Source organism: Acidimicrobiales bacterium (assembly GCA_041394185.1).
Lineage (GTDB): Bacteria > Actinomycetota > Acidimicrobiia > Acidimicrobiales > Poriferisodalaceae > JAAETH01.
Genome location: JAWKIQ010000002.1, coordinates 1,009,897 through 1,027,468, shown reverse-complemented (window position 1 = coordinate 1,027,468; position 17,572 = coordinate 1,009,897). Strand labels below are relative to the sequence as shown.

The window sequence follows — 17,572 nt, the reverse complement described above, 5'->3', positions numbered from 1 at the left end:
TTCAAGCGGTACGAGGCGGTCCGGCGCTGGTGAAGTTGGTGCCCTCAGGATCGACCGCCCAGGCCGCTTCTGCGCCCCAGGCATCGTCGTAGACGACCTCGTGCAGCGGACGCCTGCGCACCGGACCATGACTGCCGGCCGGCACGCCGAGTGTGATGGTGGCCGATATGACCGTCTGGTCTGGCAGGTCGAACAGCTGATGCAGCTCGTCTCGAACCACCCCGTGCCAGCCGGTTAGCACCCCGCCATAACCAAGCGCCCGAGCGGCCAGCAACAGGTTCTGGCACGCCGGGTACACAGACGCACCCTCGAACGGTGTGGCCTCGCGATAGCGGTTGAGGCAAACCAGGATCACAACGGGAATCTGTTCGAAGTTGTCGACGTAGTGCTGCATTGTCGCCGCCATGCGGGCCTTGGGCGACGAGCGATCGACGCCGCTGCCGGCGGTGTACCCGTCGGTCGAGCGCTTCTCGTTCCAGCCGGCCCTGAACGACTCGCCCAGCAGTCGTTTGGCTTGGACGGCCTTGGGACCATCGCGCAACACCAGGAAGCGGAACGGTTGTCTGTTCGAGCCGCTGGGAGCCCTGGTTGCGTACCAGAGGATCTTCGAGAGGTCTTCGGCCGGAATCGGATCGTCGGTGTATCGGCGTATGGCTCGGGTGGTGGCCATGCCCTCCAACAAGCCGAGTTCGTCGGGTGAGTCGCTCATTGGCCGCTGGTCTCCTCGAGTATCTCGTCGAGCTTCAAGATGTCGTCGGATAGCACAGCGCCGACGAAGCGGCCGCTGCCATCGGTGACCGGAATCTTCTCGACGTCTTGCTCCTCCATCACCTCGGTGGCCTCGCGCAATGTCATCGACAGGCGCGCCGGCCTCACCCGCCGCATGATGGCGGACACCGGCGTGCTGTTCCATTGGTCGCGTTCGATGGTCGATGCGTCGTGCACGCTGCACATGCCCAGGTATCGCTCGTCGTCGGCGACGACCACATCGGTCTCCTTGCGGAGCAGGGCGTGGTTCCAGACGAAATCGTTGATGGACGTGTCGGGGCCGATGGTGTCGACATCGGTGCGCAGCGCCGAGGTGACCGGCAGGCGGAACCGGCGCTCGAGGTGACCAGACCGGGTCGCCCGCTGATACGACGAAACCGAGGCGCCACCAACAAATACCTGCGACACCGCCACCGCGACGAGGCCCGGCACGACGAAGGCCGTGTTGCCCGTGGACTCGGCTACGAACATCACCGAGGTGAGCGGCGTGCGATAACCCGCACCCAGGAAGGCGGCCAGACCGATGAACGGGTAGAGGCTGATGGCGGTGGGATCACCCAACGCCTCGCCGACGATACGCCCCGAGATCAGGCCGAAGATCGCAAGGGGGATGAACACCCCGCCCACACCGCCCGCGCCGAGGGTGACGGTGGTGGCGACCATTCTGATGCCGAGCAGCAGCAACAACAGCCCGATGCCATGGTCGGGTTCGAGGACCCAGTCGAGGATGTTCTCGCCCGCCGATGGCCCCATCGACATGGGTCGCTCGTAGAGCCAGTCGCTCAGCAACACCAAGCCGCCCAAGATGACCGCACCGCCCGCAACCCGCAGGTACCACGGCTGTTCGGCCGAGATCTTCTTGGCCACCTTGACCATGCGCGAGAAGATCAACGCTCCGGCGCCGGCCATCAACCCGACCAGGGCCGCACCCCACAGTTCGGTGCTGTCGAACCTCAACAACGTCTCGGCTGCCTCGGGGTCGCTGACCAGGCCGGTGATGCGGTCGGCCGAGAAGATCTCGTCGGTGCCGAAGAAGGCCACGAAGGTCACATAGCTGGCGGCCGAGGCGATGAGTGCAGGCAGCAGGGCACGACGGGCGACGTCGCCCTGGTAGGGCGACTCGAGGGCGAACAACACGCCGGTTGCAGGCGTCTTGAAGATGGCGGCAACACCAGCTGCTGCACCTGCGACCATCAACGCCTTGCGATCCTTGTCGCGGAACAGGCGCCGCAAACGGTGCTGCACGGCGGCGCCCACGGTTGCACCCGCATAGATCGAGGGACCTTCCAGACCCAGAGCACCACCGCCGCCGATGGTTGCCGCGCCCGCCGGAAGCCGAATTGGCAGGTGCTTCGAACGGATCCGCGGCTTTCGGTCGTGGTAGGCCGCGATGTACTCCTCGGAGGTGGCCGGCGACAAACCTCCGCCCACGACCCTGAGGATCAGCACCGCCACCAACAAGCCGGCGCCGGGCGAGACCGTTCTGACCCACAAGGGAGCCTCGAGCACGCGGTCGAAAAGGAGGTGAACCGCGACGAACTCGAGCCCAGAGACGATCAGACCGGTGAACACGCCAACAGCGGCGTATGCGGCGAATCTGAATATTCGGTCCTTCACGAACGGCTCCTCGACGGAATCGGCCCTGAAGATTGTCGCATTCCGCCAGTGTGGCGGCTGCACCGTACGATCAACGCCATGAGCGAGGATCGTTTCTATTTCCGTCAGCTGCTGGCCGGCAGAGATTTCGCCACCGACAATCCGCTGGCGGTTCAGATGGTCAACTTCATCTATCTGATCGGCGACCGGGCCACAGGCGAGGCGGTAGCTGTAGACCCGGCCTACGACATCGACGGCCTGCTCGACATCGTCGACGCCGACGGGATGCAGCTGACCGGTGCCCTGGCCACCCACTATCACGCCGACCACATTGGCGGAGCGATCTTCGGCCACGAGATCCAGGGTGTCCATGAGCTGCTCGAAAAGCGCGGCGTGAAGGTGCACATCCAACGCGACGAGAAGGAGTGGGTGAAGAAGTCGAGCGGCCTGAGCGACACCGACCTGGCCCTGCACGACAGCGGTGATGTGCTGAAGGTCGGCGAGGTCGAGATCGAGCTGATCCACACGCCGGGCCACACACCCGGAAGCCAGTGCTTCCTGGTTCGTGGTCACCTGGTGTCGGGCGACACCCTGTTCGTGGACGGCTGCGGCCGGACCGACCTACCTGGTGCCGACCCCGAGCAGATGTACGAGAGCCTGCACCATCGCCTGTCGAAGGTGCCAGACGACTGCGTGCTGTTCCCGGGTCACCGATACTCGTTCCCCTCCAGTTCGACGATGGGCATGACACGCGAGACGAACTTCGTGTTCAAACCAAAGACGAAGGAACAGTGGCTGATGATGTTCGGAGCTGCGTGATGGCGCCGACCATTGCCCCCATCGTGTCCCCGGACGACATCCCACCCGGCGCGGTGATGTGCGACGTGCGCTTCTACCTGGACGGCACCGACGCCAGGGCGGCCTATCGGGCCTCGCACATCCCGGGCGCCATCTTCGTGGACATGGACGCCCACCTGGCGTTGCCGGCATCGCCAGAGTTGGGCCGCCATCCCATGCCGTCGGCCGAGGCCTTCGCCCAGTCGATGGGCGGCTTGGGAATCGGGCACGACACCGTCGTCGTGGCCTACGACGACCGCGACGGAATGGGTGCCGGACGCCTCGTGTGGATGCTGCGGATTCTGGGATCGCCCGCCGCGCTGCTTGATGGAGGGCTGCAGGGCTGGAGCGGCCCGCTGGAATCGGGCACCAACCAGCTGGACCCGGTCGACCATCCGCCGCGGCAGTGGCCGCAGGCCAAGATGGTCGACGCCGACGAGACCGCCCAATTGGCCCTGGCCGACAACGCCGTGGTGCTCGATGCCAGAGCACCCGAGCGCTATCGGGGCGAGACCGAGCCGATCGACCCGAGGGCGGGTCACATACCGGGGGCTGTCAACGCGCCCTTCTCGGCGAACCTGTCGGAAGGCCGTTTCAAGGACGCTGCCGCGCTGGCGGACGGTTACGCACGATTGGGCGTCGAACCTGGTGCCGACGTCGTCGTGTACTGCGGATCGGGCGTCAGTGCCTGCCACAACCTGCTGGCACTCGAGAGCATCGGCATCGATGCCCGCCTCTATCCCGGCTCGTGGTCGCAGTGGTCGAACGACCCCAACCGGCCTGCGGCGACGGGCTGAGCCCGGCGTTCGCTAATCGGCGTCGTCGGGGCGCTCGGCCCGGATGATACGAAACGACTGCGCCATCACGGTGCTGTTGGGAATGAGCCGCGTGTTGTCGCCGGTGTCGAGCTCGACGGCGGTGCTGTGAACCGCGACAACCCGGCCCGAGTATTCGTCCAGTTCGACGAAGTCGCCCTCGTTCAGCATCGAGCGCAGGGCGCGGGCGGCCGCAACCTCGCCCGAAACCGACCGACCACCCAGCCCCACCAAGAGGGCAGCGGCGAGGCCGATGCTGAACAAGCCGGCAGCCACCGCCAGGTTGACGATGGTCGTGTCCAGACCGATCTGGCCGGCGGCCAAGATCACGGTCATGGTGAGAATTGCAGCCTTGACCACGCCCGGAACCACTCGCTGCAACGAAGCTGACGCGCGAGCCAGGGCGGCAGACACAGCCGAGGCGGCCAGCCCAGCCGCCGTGTTGCCGACGATGAAGACGATGAGACCGGCGATGAGCCTGGGCAGATAGTCGACGGCGTCTTGGGGCAGGGTCTCGAGCGAATCTGGATTGACTATGCCGAGCGCCGTGATGAGCCCCACGACGACAGCGATCCAGAACGCAAGGTTCGCAAGCGGGTCGGCCAGCCGTCGCATGAGTTCGGGGCGCGATTCGGATGCAAAGACCCGGCGAACGACGATCGCAGCAAGGGCGCCGACGACGAACCCGCCAACTATGGCGATGATCACCGCGATCCATTCGTTCATCTGATTCTCCTGGTGCAGCCGCCGGTCATCGGCGCGATTCGGGGTCGGGTGGGTCGATCAAGATCTTGGCAGTGCGGAAGCCCGAGCCCAGCACCTCCAGCAACAACTTCAGGTCGCGCTTGGCCAACATGGCAGCTTCGATGCGTGTCTCCATACGCCGTTCGAGACCCGGCTCGGGTTCCAGCACAGCGGCCAACGCCGAGCCGACATCGATCTGATCCTCGGCAATACGCTCGATCTCGTCAGAGCAGCGCATGCAGCTCTCGACGTGGCGCTCGAGGTCTTCGTCCAACTCGTCGTGGGTGAACCACTTCTCGAGTCGCGACCGGGACGGATGGAAGAGGCTCATGGCTTCCACTCCCCTAGCGCCGAAGCCAGCGCTCTCCTCGCCCGCAACAATCTGGTCTTCACAGTAGGCAGCGGAACACCCAAGGCTTCCGAGATCTCGTCGTAGGAGAGTTGTTCTATCTCACGCATGACGACGATGGAACGTGACAGGTCGTCGAGGCCGCCCAGGGCGTCCTCGAACTCGCGCAGCGCCTCGCGGCCCTGCACCCGACTTTCGACCGTCTCTCGGGTCGGTCGCTCTGGCAGCTCGGTCGGCTCTCTGAGCACGTCACGCCTGCGCCTCAGCGTGCTGATGGCGGTGTTGTGGGCAATGCGCAACACCCAACTCTTCAGCGAAGATTCCCCTCGAAAGCTGGGAAGTGCCTGCCACGCCTTTATGAGGGTGTCCTGGGTTACGTCTTCGGCCAGGGCCGCATCGCGCACGATCGACAACGCGACCCTGTAGATAGCCGCCGAATGCTCGGTGACCAGGGCCTGTAGGTCTGCGGGTGCCGGGACCCCAGCCGCGGTCGCTGGAGCACTCTCACGATCGCCTTTGGCATCGGGGGTGACCTTTGACACTGATCTCTTCTCGACCTTCCCCAGCAGGGGCTTCGGCATGGGCGCCAGGCGTACGAACATCATCGCCTGCACGTGGTTGTGACGTCGAGCATCGGTGAAAAGTCGCGTTTTGCCGCGACTTCTCCAATCGACGGCGAGTCCTCGCCTTCGAGACACGCAACCACAAAGGAGCCACATCATGTTGGCAATCAGTTTCACCGAGGGCATCGAGGATGCCTGGAACGACGTAGCGACGTTCGTGCCGAAGCTCGTCTTCGCTCTGGCGATTCTGCTGGTCGGGTGGTTCGTCGCGAGGGTCATTCGCAAGATCGTTCATCGCGCTCTGACGAAGATGAACTTCGACGGAGTGGTCGACCGCAGTGGGCTCGGCACCTACATCGAGCGTGCGGGCTGGGCCGACTCGGGCCTGCTGCTCGCCAAGATCATCTACTTCGGTGTGATGATCATCGTTCTGCAGTTGGCCATCGGCGCCTTCGGTGACAACGCGGTTCAGGATGTCTTGAACGACCTGCTGGCGTTCATACCCAAGGTGTTCGTGGCGCTGATCATCATCGTGTTGACCGGAGCGGTCGCAAACGCGGTGAAGGGCTTCGTCAGCGGCGCCCTCAGCCACCTCAGCTACGGAGGGTTCGTCACCCAGGGCATAACGATCGCCATCTGGGTCATCGGCGGATTCGCGGCGCTGGACCAGATCCAGATCGCCGAGGACATCGTCGACACCCTGTTCACCACCGTTGTCGCATCGCTCGGCGCCATCATGGTCATCAAGTTCGGCGTAGGCGGTATCTGGGCAGCTCGCGACCGCTTCTGGCCAGCCGTCTACGACAAGGTCAGCGAAGCCAACGACGACTGAAGTCGCCGCGGTGGGCTCGGCCCCACCCGACACGCCCGCGAACGCCTCGGCACCACCCCCGGCCGGGGCGTTCGCCCGTTTTGTGGGCGGCTAGCGTGGAACCCCTACGACAGTGAACACGGACATGAACTCGATGCGCATCATCGGGCCCGGCAGGGCTGGTCGGTCTCTGGCCTTGGCGATGACCGAAGTGGGCTGGGATGTCGCAGACATCGTCGGCCGCGGCGGCCCACTCGCGTCTGCTGCCCAGGGGGTGGACGTTCTGGTGGTCGCCACGGGCGACGATGCCGTGGCGACCGTGGCCGGATCGGTCGACCAGGTGGACACAACCCTGGTGGTTCACCTGTCGGGCTCGCTGGGCCTCGACGTGCTGGCTCCTCACAAACGCCGTGCGTCGATGCACCCATTGATGACGCTGCCCGACCCCTACACCGGCAAAGGTCGGCTGCTGTCGGGCATCGCATTCGCCGCAGACGGAGACCCCGCGGTAGCCCAGGTGATCGCAGCGCTGGGGGGCGAAACGCTGAACGTCGACCCCGCCGATCGGGCGCTGTATCACGCCACGGCTGCCATAGCGTCGAACCATCTGGTCGCCCTGGCAGGTCAGGTTGAGCGGCTCGCCGCATCGATCGGTGTTCCGCTGCACGCGTACCTGGCCTTGATGGCCGCTTCGCTGGAGAACGTCGAGCTGGCCGGGTCGGCGGCCCGGGCCCTGACCGGCCCTGCGGCGCGGGGAGACCTCAATACGATCGCTCGACACTTGGCCGCTTTGCCGGCCGGCGAAGTCGACACCTACAAAGCAATGGCTCGCGAAGCGATGAGATTGGCCGGACGCGACCCAAACCTCTTGGAGGACACACAGTGATAACCGTTCACACCATCGCCGAGGTGCGCGAGCTGCTGGACGGGCACCGTGCCAAGGGGCGAAGCATCGGGTTCGTACCGACAATGGGTTATCTCCACGACGGTCACGCGTCGCTGATGCGCGCTGCGGCCCAGGACAACGATGTGGTCGTCGCGTCGATATTCGTCAACCCCTTGCAGTTCGCCGCCAACGAAGACCTGTCGGACTATCCCCGAGACATCGAACGCGACAAGGCGATATGCGCCGAAGCCGGCGTCGATCTGGTCTTCGCCCCGACGGTCGAAGAGATGTATCCGGCACCGGTTCAGACCGTCGTGGAGGTACCGACCATGGCCGCCCGATGGGAGGGCGCAACTCGTCCCACGCACTTTGCGGGCGTGGCGACGGTGGTGACGAAGCTCTTCTCGATCGTGGGCTCCTGCAGCGCGTACTTCGGCGAGAAGGACTTCCAGCAGCTACAGATAGTGACGCGCATGGCCGCCGATCTGTCGTTGCCGGTGCGCGTGGTCGGCTGCCCGATCAGGAGGGAAGATGACGGTTTGGCGATGTCGAGCCGCAACATCTACCTGGGCGCCGACGAGCGAAGGGCAGCGACGGTTCTGAGCCGGGCACTGCGCCTGGCTGTGGAGGCGTTTCGCAACGGTGAGACGAGCGGTTCGGCGCTGGCTCAGCTGATGGCGGCCGAAGTCACCGCAGAACCCCTGGCCGAGCTGGACTATGCAGCCGTGGTGAATCCAAACGACATGTCGCCGGTGTCTGAGGTTGGCGAGGACGACCGGCTCATCATCGCCGCCAAGGTCGGGGCTCCCCGCCTGCTCGACAACATGTCCCTGCGCGGCTGACACTGCGAATTACATTCCTGTGGTTTGATTCGCCGGTTTGGTAACTTCCGGACATGGAAGGGGCTGTTGAGCTGGGCGCCGCGCGCTGGGCTCAGCCGTCGTTGTTCGACGACCAGACCTCCGCCCCCGAACTCGACGGGTGCACGTGGCGACAACCCCAGTCTTTCCAGGCACGAACCCTCTTCTCCGAGCGCGCAGATGCCGAAGAAGAGCACATGAGTTCGGACCCTCAGCCGCAGAACGAAGTGAACGAAACCCCTAATCGGTTCCCCTGGGTGGGCGAGTCGAAGGGGCGGCACAGCGAACTGCTGGAGGTCGATGAATCGTCGCCGTTGCTGGCGCGTGCCTTCAGGGCGAGCCGCGCCGGCTGAGACTCAGCGGCCGAGTCGGCGTTTGGTGATCGTGATGGCCGTGGTGCCGTCTTCGGCCACAGCGCGATCGACACGATCGCCCAACAGGTGCAACATCAGGTCTTGTTCCCCCGACTCGTGCTGATCGGCGACCATGGCCGTCGAGCTGTGCACACGGAGCTTGATCTCGTCACGATCGATCTCGAGCCCCACCGAGATCTTCGCATCGGGTCGGCCGCCGGTTCGGGGTGTGGTCAGTTCGGCGAACGCCAACACCACATCGCGCGCTATCGCTGAGTGAACACCCTCGGCGTCGAGGTGATCGGCGATGATACGACGCGCCGACGCCAACTCTTCGTCCGAGGTGCCGCACGTAAAGTCTTCGATCACCGCCACAGTCTGCAACCATACGACGTTTGACGCCACGGTTTCAGCCAATCGACACCGTGCGTACACTCGACCTGTGGGTCAGGTGCTGAACATCGTCATAGCGGTGCTGTTCTTCGTGATGGTCTACACCGTGGGCGTCAGAATGATGGCCTCTTTCAGCCGGGCCCAGCCACCACCTCCGCCCATCGGCGAGCTGCGCAAGGTGAAGATGACCTTCCAGTGTTCGGTGTGCGGAACCGAGGTTCGCATGACCCGAGCACCTGTGGACGAGCCCATGGGCCCCAGCTGCTGCATGCAAGAAATGGACCTGGTCAGTCGTTCTGACGTCTGAGAATGGCCAGGCCGAACCGGCTCAGTTATCCACAGGATGTGAGTAACCCTGTGGGGTAACTACATCGGTGTGATTTCGGCCGGGCGACGCGACAGCAATCAGCGCCAGCGGGTGGCCAACATGATGCCGGCCAAGACGAACCCAAGCCCGACCAGGAGCCACCAGGTGCTGGCCGCGCCCGGCAGCCAACCCAGGTAATTGGAGAAGATCACCGCCACACCCAGGGCAAGGCTGATGCCCATCGCTACGGGCAGCCAGCGAGGGCTTGGTGGAGACGCGGCGGGCTTGTGGCCCACCTCGTAGTCGTAGCCGGCAGGTCGCGTGCCCTTCGGGGTCACCCGCCCGGGCTTGTCGAACGATCGAGACATGGGTTCGAGGATACGCGAAGACCGACGACTTGCCGTTCGCTCAAGGAGCGGTGGTGGTCGTTGTTGTCGTGGTCGTGGTGGTGGTGGAGGTCGTCGAAGTGGTGGTGGTCGAGGTAGTCGTGGTCGTAGGTGGCTCGGTAGCCGCCTTGCCGATGAGGATCACGACCTCTTGACCTACGAACGACTCGGTACCCGGTTCTGGCCTGATCTCGACGACCTGGCCGTCGTTCTCGTCGCCGAACTCGAGCGGGGTCTCTTCTCGGCGAACCTCGAAGCGAGCCTCCTCGAGACGGGCCTGGACAACGTCGGGGTTCGTGCTGCCGATCTCTTCGAGGCTGGGGATAATGACCGGCTCGGGGCCCTTCGAGACCACCAACTTGACCAGCGAATCTCGCTCGACCGAGGTTCCTTCGGCCGGATCGGAGCGGATGACCACCCCAGACTCGACGTCTTCGGAGAACTCCTCTTCGATCTCGTCAGTGAGTTCGGCACGAGCTATGGCAACCCTGGCGTCACCCACCGTGAGCCCAACCACGGGCGGCACCTCTACCTCGCCGACGCCCAACGAGACGACGATCTCGATTGTTGAACCGCCGGGTCGCTGCTCGGTGGCAGAGGGTGACTGGCTGATGACCTTGTCGACCTCGATCTCTTCGTCGGTGCGCTCGGTTATGAGCACATCGAACCCGATGCCGCGCAGCTGGTTCTCGGCCTCGATGCGATCGAGCCCCACCACGTTGGGGACATCGAGCAACGTCGCCCCAGCCGAGGCCAGGATGACGATCTCTTCGTCCTTGTCGATGACCAGACCCGAGCGCGGATCCTGGCTGAACACGATGTTCTCTTCGACACCGTCGCGCTCTTCGAACTCGACCCTGATGTTCTCGAAACCCAGTTCTTCGAGCTGAGCCTGCGCTATCTCCCAGTTGGAACCGATGAGCGAAGGCACCCTGGCCGTGTCGACGGTGGTGGTCTCGGACGACTCACCGGGCTCACCGTCGTCGGTGCCCAGCAATGCCTGAGCCAGGAAGAACAGCACCACTGCCAGGCCGATGAGGGTCAGCAGCAGGATGGCTATCCACAGGCCGGTGCGCGGGGGCGAATCGTCGTACGACGAATAGCCGCTGCCCACAGGGGGCATCTGAACAGGTGGAACCTGTTGGGTCATCGACGGCGCGGCGGCCACCGGCATCTGAGGAACGGCCACCGTGGCGTCGGCCGGTGGCGGCGTCGGGTTGTTGGGCAGCGCAACGGGCGCTACCGCCGGCGCTCCGGACGCCACGACCCGCGGAGTCTCGCCCGTGCGATAGCGGCGCAGGTCTGCGCGCAGCTCTTCCGCGCTGGCGTAGCGATCGTCGGGCTGCTTGGCCAGGCCGTGTAGGACGATGGCCTCCAGCGCCGGGGGCACATCGGCGTTGTACTTCGCCGGAGACGGCACAGGCTCTTGAACGTGCTTGTAGGCAATCGACACAGGCGTGTCGCCGGTGAACGGAGGCCCGGCGGTGAGCATCTCGTACAACACGACCGCCAGCGAATAGACATCGCTGCGAGGGTCCGCGGGGCGCCCCTGGGCCTGCTCGGGCGACAAATAGGTTGCCGTGCCCATGACGTTGCCGGTTTGGGTGAGGCTGTCGTTGGCGTCGGCGCTGAGAGCCCTGGCAATGCCGAAGTCGGTTACCTTCACCTGCCCTGACGAGTCGATCAGCACGTTTCCCGGCTTGATGTCGCGGTGCACGACGCCGTTGCGGTGCGCGAAACCGAGGGCTGCGGCGATGTCGATGGCGACATCGGCGGCGCGGTCGGGATGAAGCGGACCCTCGGACCGGATGATCTCGGCGAGCGAGCGGCCTTCGACGTACTCCATGACGATGTAGTACGTGCCGAGCTCCTGGCCCCAGTCGTACACACCGACCACGTTGGGGTGGTTCAGGTTGGCAGCTGCCTGGGCCTCGCGGCGGAAGCGCTCGACGAAAGCAGGATCGGTGGCGTACTCGGGGAACAGGACCTTGACCGCGACCGGCCGGTCGAGCAGCTGGTCGCGCGCCAAGAACACCTCGGCCATGCCACCACGGGCAATGCGCCGATAAAGCTCGTATCTCCCGCCGAAAACGGGCCGCTCGGTGTTGCTCATCGTTTGTTCTCTGTGCTGGCGGGGCCTGGGCGACAGTTGAGCGAGCCTACCGGTGCAGGTTCGCCCATCAAGTGCAGCCCCAAGGATGCCGCATCGGGCGGCGAATGTAGATCAATTGGTCAATTCCGCGGTGTCGCGCGCGCATCGAGGGCCTCCAGGGCGGCCCTCAGCACCTCGCGTGCTATCGGTCCGGCGTCTGCCCCACCGGTCAGTTCACCTGTGGTTTCGTCGCCCTGGAGGAACACCGCCACGGCTACGCGAGGCTCCTCGACGGGTGCAAAGCCGATCATCCACGCATGGGTGAAATCGCCGTCGCCGGCCTCGGCCGTGCCGGTCTTACCCGCGACCGTGACCCCCTCTATCTGCAGATTTCGGGCCGACCCGCTGGCTGCCACCACCGCCATCATCTGCTCGAGCTGCACAGCGGTCTCGAACTCGATGGGCGTCGCAGCCACCTTGGGACGGGTTCTGGAAACCACGGTGCCGTCGCTGTCGATCACACGATCGACGATGTGGGGCTCGAGCATGACCCCGTCGTTGGCGATGGTGGCCGCGACCAGTGCCATCTCGAGAGGGGTCGACGCGACCTCGAACTGACCGATGGCCGACTGTGCCAACAGCGGCAGGTTGTCGTCGTAGAACCCGGCGTCGGGAATGACCGACTCGACCACGCCATCGATCTCGAGGTGGGGCGTGGAGTTGAACCCGAACGCCTCAGCCATGGCCACCAGGGCGTCTGCGCCCAGCTGGATGCCCAGCTCGGCGAACCCGGTGTTGCACGAAACCCTGAGCATCTCGGTGAGGTTGCCGCCGCAGGTGCTCTGGCCGAAGTTGGTTATGGGCCGGTCGGTCTGGGGTGCCACGTACTGGTCGGTGACCGCGAACTCTGGTTCGGTCGGCGTTACCAGGCCGGTCTCGAGCGCCGCAGCCGAAGTGACGACCTTGAAGGTCGACCCGGGCGGATAACGCTCTTGGAAGGCGCGCGACCGCATCGGGTTCTGGGGGTCGGTCACCAGTGCGAAACGGTCGTCGGCCGCCTGCGACAGGTCGTGGGTCGACAACAAGCCAGGGTCGTAGGTCGGCCACGAGTACATGGCCAAGATGGCGCCCGTCTGGGTGTCGATGGCCACCGCGGCGCCGTTGCGTTCGGCCATGGCGGCTTCGGCGATGCGCTGGACCGAATGCTCGATAGTCAGGTGCACGTCTGCGGTGCGGGTGCGTTCCACGAACAGGTCGGACAGGCTCTTGATGTCGATCTGGCGATCGGTGCCGGCCAGCTGAGAGTTGAAAGCCGACTCGATTCCCGTTGCACCGTAGTTGAGCGAGAAATACCCCGTGATGTGTGAATAGAGCTCGGCGTACGGGTACTGCCGCAGGCGCTCGAGCTGGGTGTCGACATCGACCGTCTGGGCCACGACCACACCATCGGCGGTGACGATCGATCCGCGCGGCTCGCTGAACTGGCGCACCACATCGCGGGTATTGGCGGGGTTCGACCGGTATTCGTCGTCCTTGACGAGCTGCACGAAGTTGAGCTGGATGAACAGCAGGGCATAGAGCCCCAACAGCACCCCGGTGATGCGTCGGATGCGTAGGTTCACGACGCACCCCGTCGTGACAGCCCGGGAAGCCGACGGCGCGGCGAGGGTTCGCTCGACGATTCGTCCGAAATTCTCAACAGCAGGGCCAGCAACACGTAGTTGGCCAGCAGCGACGAACCGCCATAGGAAACGAACGGCAAGGTGATGCCGGTGAGGGGCATCACCCTCAGTACGCCGCCGATGATGATGAACGCCTGAAGGCCGATAATGACGGTGAGGCTGGCCGCCAGCAGGGTGCCGAACTCGTCACGGGCGCGAACGGCGATGCGCAGCCCAGCACCGATGAACAGCAAGAACCCGATGATCACGGCGGTGGCCCCGACAAAACCCAGCTCCTCGGCGATGACCGCGAAGATGAAGTCGGTTTCGCGTGCCGGTATCCGGTCGGGCGAGCCGAGCCCCGGACCCGTGCCGGTGAGCCCGCCCGACGCCATCGCAAAGGTGGCCTGCACCAGCTGGTAGCCCTCGCCAGTGGGGTCTTGCCACGGGTCGAGCCAGATGCGAACCCGCGACTGCACGTGGTCGAACATCGCCCACGAGGCCAACGCACCGCCCACGAACAGGCCACCGCCGACACCGAGGTACCAGCCCCTGCCCGTACCAACCCACACGATGACGACGAATGTCGAGAAGATGAGCAGCGACGAACCCAGGTCGCGCTCGGCCACCATCACCATCAGCGAGGCGCCCCAGGCGACCAGCAGAGGACCCAGGTACTTCAGATCGGGCACGACTATCCGCCAGATCCGTCGAGTGCCCGTGGCCAGAAGCTCGCGCTTTTCGACCAGATAGCTGCTGACGAAGATGGCCAAGGCCAGCTTTGCCGCCTCGCCCGGCTGCAAGCTGAACGGGCCGAGCTTCACCCACAGCCGGGCCCCGTTGATGGTTCTGCCCAGCCCGGGCAGCAGCGGCGATAACAGCAACACAAGCCCGGCCAGCGCGAAGGTCCAGCGATACCGGGCCAGGACGTTCGTGTCGTGTACCACGGCCAGGGTTGCGACGAAGGCGACGATGCCCAGCAAGGTCCACTGGGCCTGGTTGGCGGCGAGATCGGGGTTGAGCCTGACGATCATCGAATAGCCCAACCCGTTTAGCAGCGCCGCGAGCGCCAGCAGGGTGCCATCGGCCGAAGGCGCAAACCATCGAACAGCCAGGTGCGCAGCCACCAGCAGCACCAAGACCTGGGCCAGGAACGGGATAACCGTGGACGGGGCGGGGGTGTCGCCGGCGACGGCCAATGTGTATGTACCCGCGGTGATGAGGACGGCGAGGAGGATCAGCCCCAGCTCGGTGGTGCGTTGTCTGCTCACTGGCCCTGTGGCCGTACGCCTTCTATGAAGGCTCGCGCGGCTTCGAGGCTGCTGACCTCGACCACGTCTTCGATTTCGGCCACCGTGGCATCGGGAAGCTGCGAGCGGTAGATGCCGGACCCCTCTTCGAGGGTGCGGTCGAACCACAACACGCCGCCCTCGCGTCCCTGATAGATGACGACCTCGTCGCCCGCGAACCCCACGTGGTACGCGCTGCGCGCATACCAACCGGTCAGCCCAAGGCCGCCGCCAATGATCAGCAACACGAGAGCCACACCGGCGAGGTGACGCCACGTGACCGCCAGCGGGGCGTTCCAGCCCTTGGCGTCGGCGCCCTGGGGCTGGGACGGCTGGTCGTCGGGAACCGAGAAGTGCAAGCCGGGCTCGGGGCGCGGCACCGGAACCACTTCTGTGGGGTCGGGCACGGTTGGCTCGGCGAGACTCGACCCGTCGGGAACTGCGGGCGCCTCGGCCGTCTCCTGTTCGACCGCCGTAGGCGCCGGCTGCCCGCCGGACCAGGGCAACGGCGAAGCGCCGTCGTGTTCGGGCAGGTCGAAGGTGGCCAGGGGGTTGGATCGCTCGGTGACGATAGGCAACTCGTCCTCGCTGACGGGCGCCGAGAACAAATCGTTGGTGGTTGGCACGTCAGCGGGCGCCTCGATCGGCAGTTCGACGGTGGGTTCGCTGCCCGAGACCGGCACGAACACCCCGGTATCGAGCGAGTTCGCCGAGCCACTGGACTCACCGGCGATCGGCTGGGATTCGACCGATTCGCCCTGGGCGGCGTCGCCTTCGTCGACCGCGGTTGCGGGGGCCGGTTCGGCATCGATGTTCACCACTACGACTGTGATGTTGTCTCGGCCGCCGGCGGCATTGGCCTGCTCGATCAGCAGCTTGGCCACCTCGGAGGGGTCGGCGTTGGAGGCGACGATCGAGCCGATCACCGGGTCGCTGACCTCGTTCACCAGACCGTCGCTGCAGAGGATGTAGCGATCGCCGGGCTCTGGGCTGATCTCCCACGAGTCGACGTCGACTTCTTCGCCCACCCCGATGGCCCTGGTCAACATGTTGCGATACGGATGGGTCTCGGCCTCCGTCGGGTCGAGCTGCCCTCGGCGCACCAGCTCGGCGACGTACGAGTGATCGTCGGTGAGTTGCGACAGAGTGCCCTCGCGCCACTGGTAAACGCGCGAGTCGCCGACGTTGACCAGGGCGAGCTTGGGATCGGCGCCGCTTCCGATGACAGCGATGGCGGTGACCGTTGTGCCCATTCCCATCAGCTCTGGATTCTTTTGGGCGTACTCCCACACCGCTGCGTTGGCCCCGACGACCCCCTCGACCAGGTCTTCGAGCTCGGCGTGCTCGAGACCCGACATGGCCCGCACCGCAATTCGAGACGCGACCTCGCCGCCTTGGTGGCCACCCATCCCGTCGGCGACGACAAAAAGACCATGGTCTGCGAACAACGCATCCTGGTTGGCCGACCGAACCCGGCCCGCATGTGTGGCACCACCCCACGACAGCCGCAGCCGACCGCTCACTGTTTCGTCCTCTGGGTCATCGACTCACCTCGAATACGGTCGCACCGATCTGCAACCTGTCGCCTTCCTTCATCACCGTTGGTCGACTCACCTTCTCGCGGTTCAGGTAGGACCCATTGGTGGAGCCCAGATCTTCGACGAACAGTTCACCGTCTCGGCGAAAGATCCTCGCGTGTCTCTGCGACGCGTAGGTGTCATCCACGGTTATCTCGCAACCGGCCGCCCTGCCGAGGTGAAGCTCGTCGCCTATTACATGCACCCTGCCGGCCTGATCGGCCGGAGCGATGATGACCAGCCGGCCAAGGCTCGAGCGCACCTTGCGCTGGCGGGGAGTCCGCTGTTTGGGCGCCCTGGCGGGCCTCACCTCTGTCCACACGGCATGCACCACCCTGAGGAAGAAGATGTAGATCAGTGCAAGCAGGCAGATGGTGAGGATGCGGATGAGCGTGGGCGACATCAGCTGGCCTCGAACCGGATCTCTCGGCCACCGATCTCGATCACGTCCAGATCGGAGAGGAGATGATCGACCACCGCGTAGTGGTTGACCCTGGTGCCATTGGTCGACCCCAGGTCGGTCAAGCGATAGCCCGAGCCGCTGGGCCTGATCTCGGCGTGGCGCCGACTGACCCTGGGGTCGTCGATCTGGACCTGGCAGCCGGCCTCACGACCGATCGTCAAACCGGCTCCCAGCGCCACCCGGTTTCCGTCGGCGAACATCAGAGAACCGGGCCCGTGCTCGTGGGCGGCCTCGAACGCAGCCGTGACCTCGAACCGGCCCTCGCGGTACCCCTGGCCCTGAACCAGCGTCACGACGACGTTGCCGACGAAGCGGTAGCCACGTTCGCGGGCGTGGGTGCGAGCCAGCTCGGCCAGCTCGGCGGCAAGCGCCGCCTGCATCATGGCGAAGCGATCCAGATCGGTCGTCGACAACCACACCGTGAAGGCGTTGGGGGCGGTCATCGTGCCGTTGACATCGAGCGTGCGTTCGTCGTCGACAACCCGGATGAGCCTGCGCCCGATCTCGACGGGCTTGACCGAGCCGCGAAAGGCGCGGGCGAACCCACCCTCTACGAGCCTTTCCAGGCGTCGCTCGAAACCCCGCATGACCATTGGCTGGAGTGTACGCAGCCATGACGCCTCGACCGGTTGCGCCTGATCGATGCGAATTCGCCGAAACCGTGTTCTCAAACGCCGACGAAGGCGCTACTGTTTGCCCGCACTCGCGCGAGTGGCGGAATTGGCAGACGCGCAGGCTTCAGGTGCCTGTGCCCGTAAGGGTGTGAGGGTTCAAGTCCCTCCTCGCGCACCACCGAGATCGGTTTCATATCTCCGACGCCCG

The 17,572-nt window shown here is 65.1% G+C and carries 20 protein-coding genes and 1 tRNA gene; 8 read left to right on the top strand and 13 right to left on the bottom strand.

What is annotated here, in order from left to right; translation table 11 throughout:
• Position 1: 1 nt before the first annotated feature.
• Both R2770_12480 and R2770_12475 read right to left on the bottom strand, forming a co-directional pair.
• Positions 2 to 709 carry a nitroreductase family protein gene (locus R2770_12480; GenBank protein MEZ5281276.1) on the bottom strand — a complete coding sequence of 236 codons (708 nt, stop codon included), beginning with the start codon at positions 707 to 709 and terminating at the stop codon, positions 2 to 4.
• Positions 706 to 2,385: a chloride channel protein gene (locus R2770_12475; protein ID MEZ5281275.1), complete on the bottom strand. Its 1,680-nt coding sequence runs from the start codon at positions 2,383 to 2,385 to the stop codon at positions 706 to 708. Before R2770_12475 ends, R2770_12480 begins: the two co-directional genes overlap by 4 nt.
• A 78-nt stretch (positions 2,386 to 2,463) precedes the next feature.
• Here R2770_12475 and R2770_12470 point away from each other — a divergent pair, with 78 nt between their 5' ends.
• Both R2770_12470 and R2770_12465 read left to right on the top strand, forming a co-directional pair.
• Positions 2,464 to 3,183: an MBL fold metallo-hydrolase gene (locus tag R2770_12470; GenBank protein ID MEZ5281274.1), complete on the top strand. Its 720-nt coding sequence runs from the start codon at positions 2,464 to 2,466 to the stop codon at positions 3,181 to 3,183.
• Entirely contained in the window at positions 3,183 to 3,998 is an 816-nt protein-coding gene (locus R2770_12465) for a sulfurtransferase (GenBank protein ID MEZ5281273.1), read from the top strand. The genes R2770_12470 and R2770_12465 overlap by 1 nt, the downstream gene beginning before the upstream one ends.
• A 12-nt stretch (positions 3,999 to 4,010) precedes the next feature.
• Here R2770_12465 and R2770_12460 read toward each other — a convergent pair whose 3' ends face one another.
• From R2770_12460 to R2770_12450, 3 genes are read right to left on the bottom strand one after another with little or no spacing between them, the layout of a single operon-like run.
• Entirely contained in the window at positions 4,011 to 4,742 is a 732-nt protein-coding gene (locus R2770_12460; GenBank protein MEZ5281272.1) for a hypothetical protein, read from the bottom strand.
• A gap of 25 nt (positions 4,743 to 4,767) precedes the next feature.
• Positions 4,768 to 5,091: a hypothetical protein gene (locus R2770_12455; protein ID MEZ5281271.1), complete on the bottom strand. Its 324-nt coding sequence runs from the start codon at positions 5,089 to 5,091 to the stop codon at positions 4,768 to 4,770.
• Positions 5,088 to 5,714, bottom strand: a complete 627-nt coding sequence (locus R2770_12450; protein ID MEZ5281270.1) for an RNA polymerase sigma factor — start codon at positions 5,712 to 5,714, stop codon at positions 5,088 to 5,090. The genes R2770_12455 and R2770_12450 overlap by 4 nt, the downstream gene beginning before the upstream one ends.
• 115 nt (positions 5,715 to 5,829) lie before the next feature.
• Here R2770_12450 and R2770_12445 point away from each other — a divergent pair, with 115 nt between their 5' ends.
• From R2770_12445 to R2770_12430, 4 genes are all read left to right on the top strand, one after another.
• A complete protein-coding gene (locus R2770_12445; GenBank protein ID MEZ5281269.1) occupies positions 5,830 to 6,504 on the top strand; it encodes a hypothetical protein in 675 nt (224 codons plus the stop codon).
• Between the two features lie 124 nt (positions 6,505 to 6,628).
• Complete coding sequence (locus R2770_12440; protein ID MEZ5281268.1) at positions 6,629 to 7,369, top strand: DUF2520 domain-containing protein; 741 nt, start codon at positions 6,629 to 6,631, stop codon at positions 7,367 to 7,369.
• Complete coding sequence (gene panC, locus R2770_12435; GenBank protein MEZ5281267.1) at positions 7,366 to 8,211, top strand: pantoate--beta-alanine ligase; 846 nt, start codon at positions 7,366 to 7,368, stop codon at positions 8,209 to 8,211. Before R2770_12440 ends, panC begins: the two co-directional genes overlap by 4 nt.
• Before the next feature lie 53 nt (positions 8,212 to 8,264).
• The gene (locus R2770_12430) at positions 8,265 to 8,582 is read left to right on the top strand and encodes a hypothetical protein (GenBank protein MEZ5281266.1); all 318 of its coding nucleotides are present in this window, start codon (positions 8,265 to 8,267) and stop codon (positions 8,580 to 8,582) included.
• A gap of 3 nt (positions 8,583 to 8,585) precedes the next feature.
• Here the strand turns inward: R2770_12430 and R2770_12425 are convergent, their stop codons facing one another.
• Positions 8,586 to 8,951, bottom strand: a complete 366-nt coding sequence (locus R2770_12425; GenBank protein ID MEZ5281265.1) for a hypothetical protein — start codon at positions 8,949 to 8,951, stop codon at positions 8,586 to 8,588.
• A 73-nt stretch (positions 8,952 to 9,024) separates the two neighbouring features.
• Here R2770_12425 and R2770_12420 point away from each other — a divergent pair, with 73 nt between their 5' ends.
• Entirely contained in the window at positions 9,025 to 9,282 is a 258-nt protein-coding gene (locus R2770_12420; GenBank protein MEZ5281264.1) for a hypothetical protein, read from the top strand.
• Positions 9,283 to 9,380: 98 nt separating this feature from the next.
• Here R2770_12420 and R2770_12415 read toward each other — a convergent pair whose 3' ends face one another.
• The 7 genes from R2770_12415 to R2770_12385 form a co-directional block, all read right to left on the bottom strand.
• Positions 9,381 to 9,650, bottom strand: a complete 270-nt coding sequence (locus R2770_12415) for a cell division protein CrgA (GenBank protein MEZ5281263.1) — start codon at positions 9,648 to 9,650, stop codon at positions 9,381 to 9,383.
• 40 nt (positions 9,651 to 9,690) lie between these two features.
• Positions 9,691 to 11,781 (bottom strand): Stk1 family PASTA domain-containing Ser/Thr kinase, encoded by a 2,091-nt coding sequence (gene pknB / locus R2770_12410; protein ID MEZ5281262.1) that lies wholly within the window; start codon positions 11,779 to 11,781, stop codon positions 9,691 to 9,693.
• 119 nt (positions 11,782 to 11,900) lie between these two features.
• Positions 11,901 to 13,382 (bottom strand): penicillin-binding protein 2, encoded by a 1,482-nt coding sequence (locus tag R2770_12405; protein ID MEZ5281261.1) that lies wholly within the window; start codon positions 13,380 to 13,382, stop codon positions 11,901 to 11,903.
• Positions 13,379 to 14,692: an FtsW/RodA/SpoVE family cell cycle protein gene (locus R2770_12400; GenBank protein ID MEZ5281260.1), complete on the bottom strand. Its 1,314-nt coding sequence runs from the start codon at positions 14,690 to 14,692 to the stop codon at positions 13,379 to 13,381. Before R2770_12400 ends, R2770_12405 begins: the two co-directional genes overlap by 4 nt.
• Positions 14,689 to 16,233: a Stp1/IreP family PP2C-type Ser/Thr phosphatase gene (locus tag R2770_12395; GenBank protein ID MEZ5281259.1), complete on the bottom strand. Its 1,545-nt coding sequence runs from the start codon at positions 16,231 to 16,233 to the stop codon at positions 14,689 to 14,691. Before R2770_12395 ends, R2770_12400 begins: the two co-directional genes overlap by 4 nt.
• A 16-nt stretch (positions 16,234 to 16,249) precedes the next feature.
• A complete protein-coding gene (locus R2770_12390) occupies positions 16,250 to 16,690 on the bottom strand; it encodes an FHA domain-containing protein (GenBank protein ID MEZ5281258.1) in 441 nt (146 codons plus the stop codon).
• Positions 16,690 to 17,343: a DUF3662 and FHA domain-containing protein gene (locus R2770_12385; GenBank protein MEZ5281257.1), complete on the bottom strand. Its 654-nt coding sequence runs from the start codon at positions 17,341 to 17,343 to the stop codon at positions 16,690 to 16,692. The genes R2770_12390 and R2770_12385 overlap by 1 nt, the downstream gene beginning before the upstream one ends.
• Before the next feature lie 112 nt (positions 17,344 to 17,455).
• Between R2770_12385 and R2770_12380 the strand changes: the two genes are divergently transcribed.
• Positions 17,456 to 17,542, top strand: a tRNA-Leu gene (locus R2770_12380).
• Positions 17,543 to 17,572 lie beyond the last annotated feature (30 nt).

Coding starts and splice junctions, on each gene's coding strand:
- R2770_12460 (MEZ5281272.1), bottom strand. CDS start 4,742: ATGAACGAATGGATCGCGGTGATCATCGCCATAGTTGGCGGGTTCGTC.
- R2770_12480 (MEZ5281276.1), bottom strand. CDS start 709: ATGAGCGACTCACCCGACGAACTCGGCTTGTTGGAGGGCATGGCCACC.
- R2770_12470 (MEZ5281274.1), top strand. CDS start 2,464: ATGAGCGAGGATCGTTTCTATTTCCGTCAGCTGCTGGCCGGCAGAGAT.
- R2770_12455 (MEZ5281271.1), bottom strand. CDS start 5,091: ATGAGCCTCTTCCATCCGTCCCGGTCGCGACTCGAGAAGTGGTTCACC.
- R2770_12430 (MEZ5281266.1), top strand. CDS start 8,265: ATGGAAGGGGCTGTTGAGCTGGGCGCCGCGCGCTGGGCTCAGCCGTCG.
- R2770_12445 (MEZ5281269.1), top strand. CDS start 5,830: ATGTTGGCAATCAGTTTCACCGAGGGCATCGAGGATGCCTGGAACGAC.
- R2770_12415 (MEZ5281263.1), bottom strand. CDS start 9,650: ATGTCTCGATCGTTCGACAAGCCCGGGCGGGTGACCCCGAAGGGCACG.
- R2770_12390 (MEZ5281258.1), bottom strand. CDS start 16,690: ATGTCGCCCACGCTCATCCGCATCCTCACCATCTGCCTGCTTGCACTG.
- R2770_12465 (MEZ5281273.1), top strand. CDS start 3,183: ATGGCGCCGACCATTGCCCCCATCGTGTCCCCGGACGACATCCCACCC.
- pknB (MEZ5281262.1), bottom strand. CDS start 11,781: ATGAGCAACACCGAGCGGCCCGTTTTCGGCGGGAGATACGAGCTTTAT.
- R2770_12385 (MEZ5281257.1), bottom strand. CDS start 17,343: ATGGTCATGCGGGGTTTCGAGCGACGCCTGGAAAGGCTCGTAGAGGGT.
- R2770_12440 (MEZ5281268.1), top strand. CDS start 6,629: ATGAACTCGATGCGCATCATCGGGCCCGGCAGGGCTGGTCGGTCTCTG.
- R2770_12450 (MEZ5281270.1), bottom strand. CDS start 5,714: ATGATGTTCGTACGCCTGGCGCCCATGCCGAAGCCCCTGCTGGGGAAG.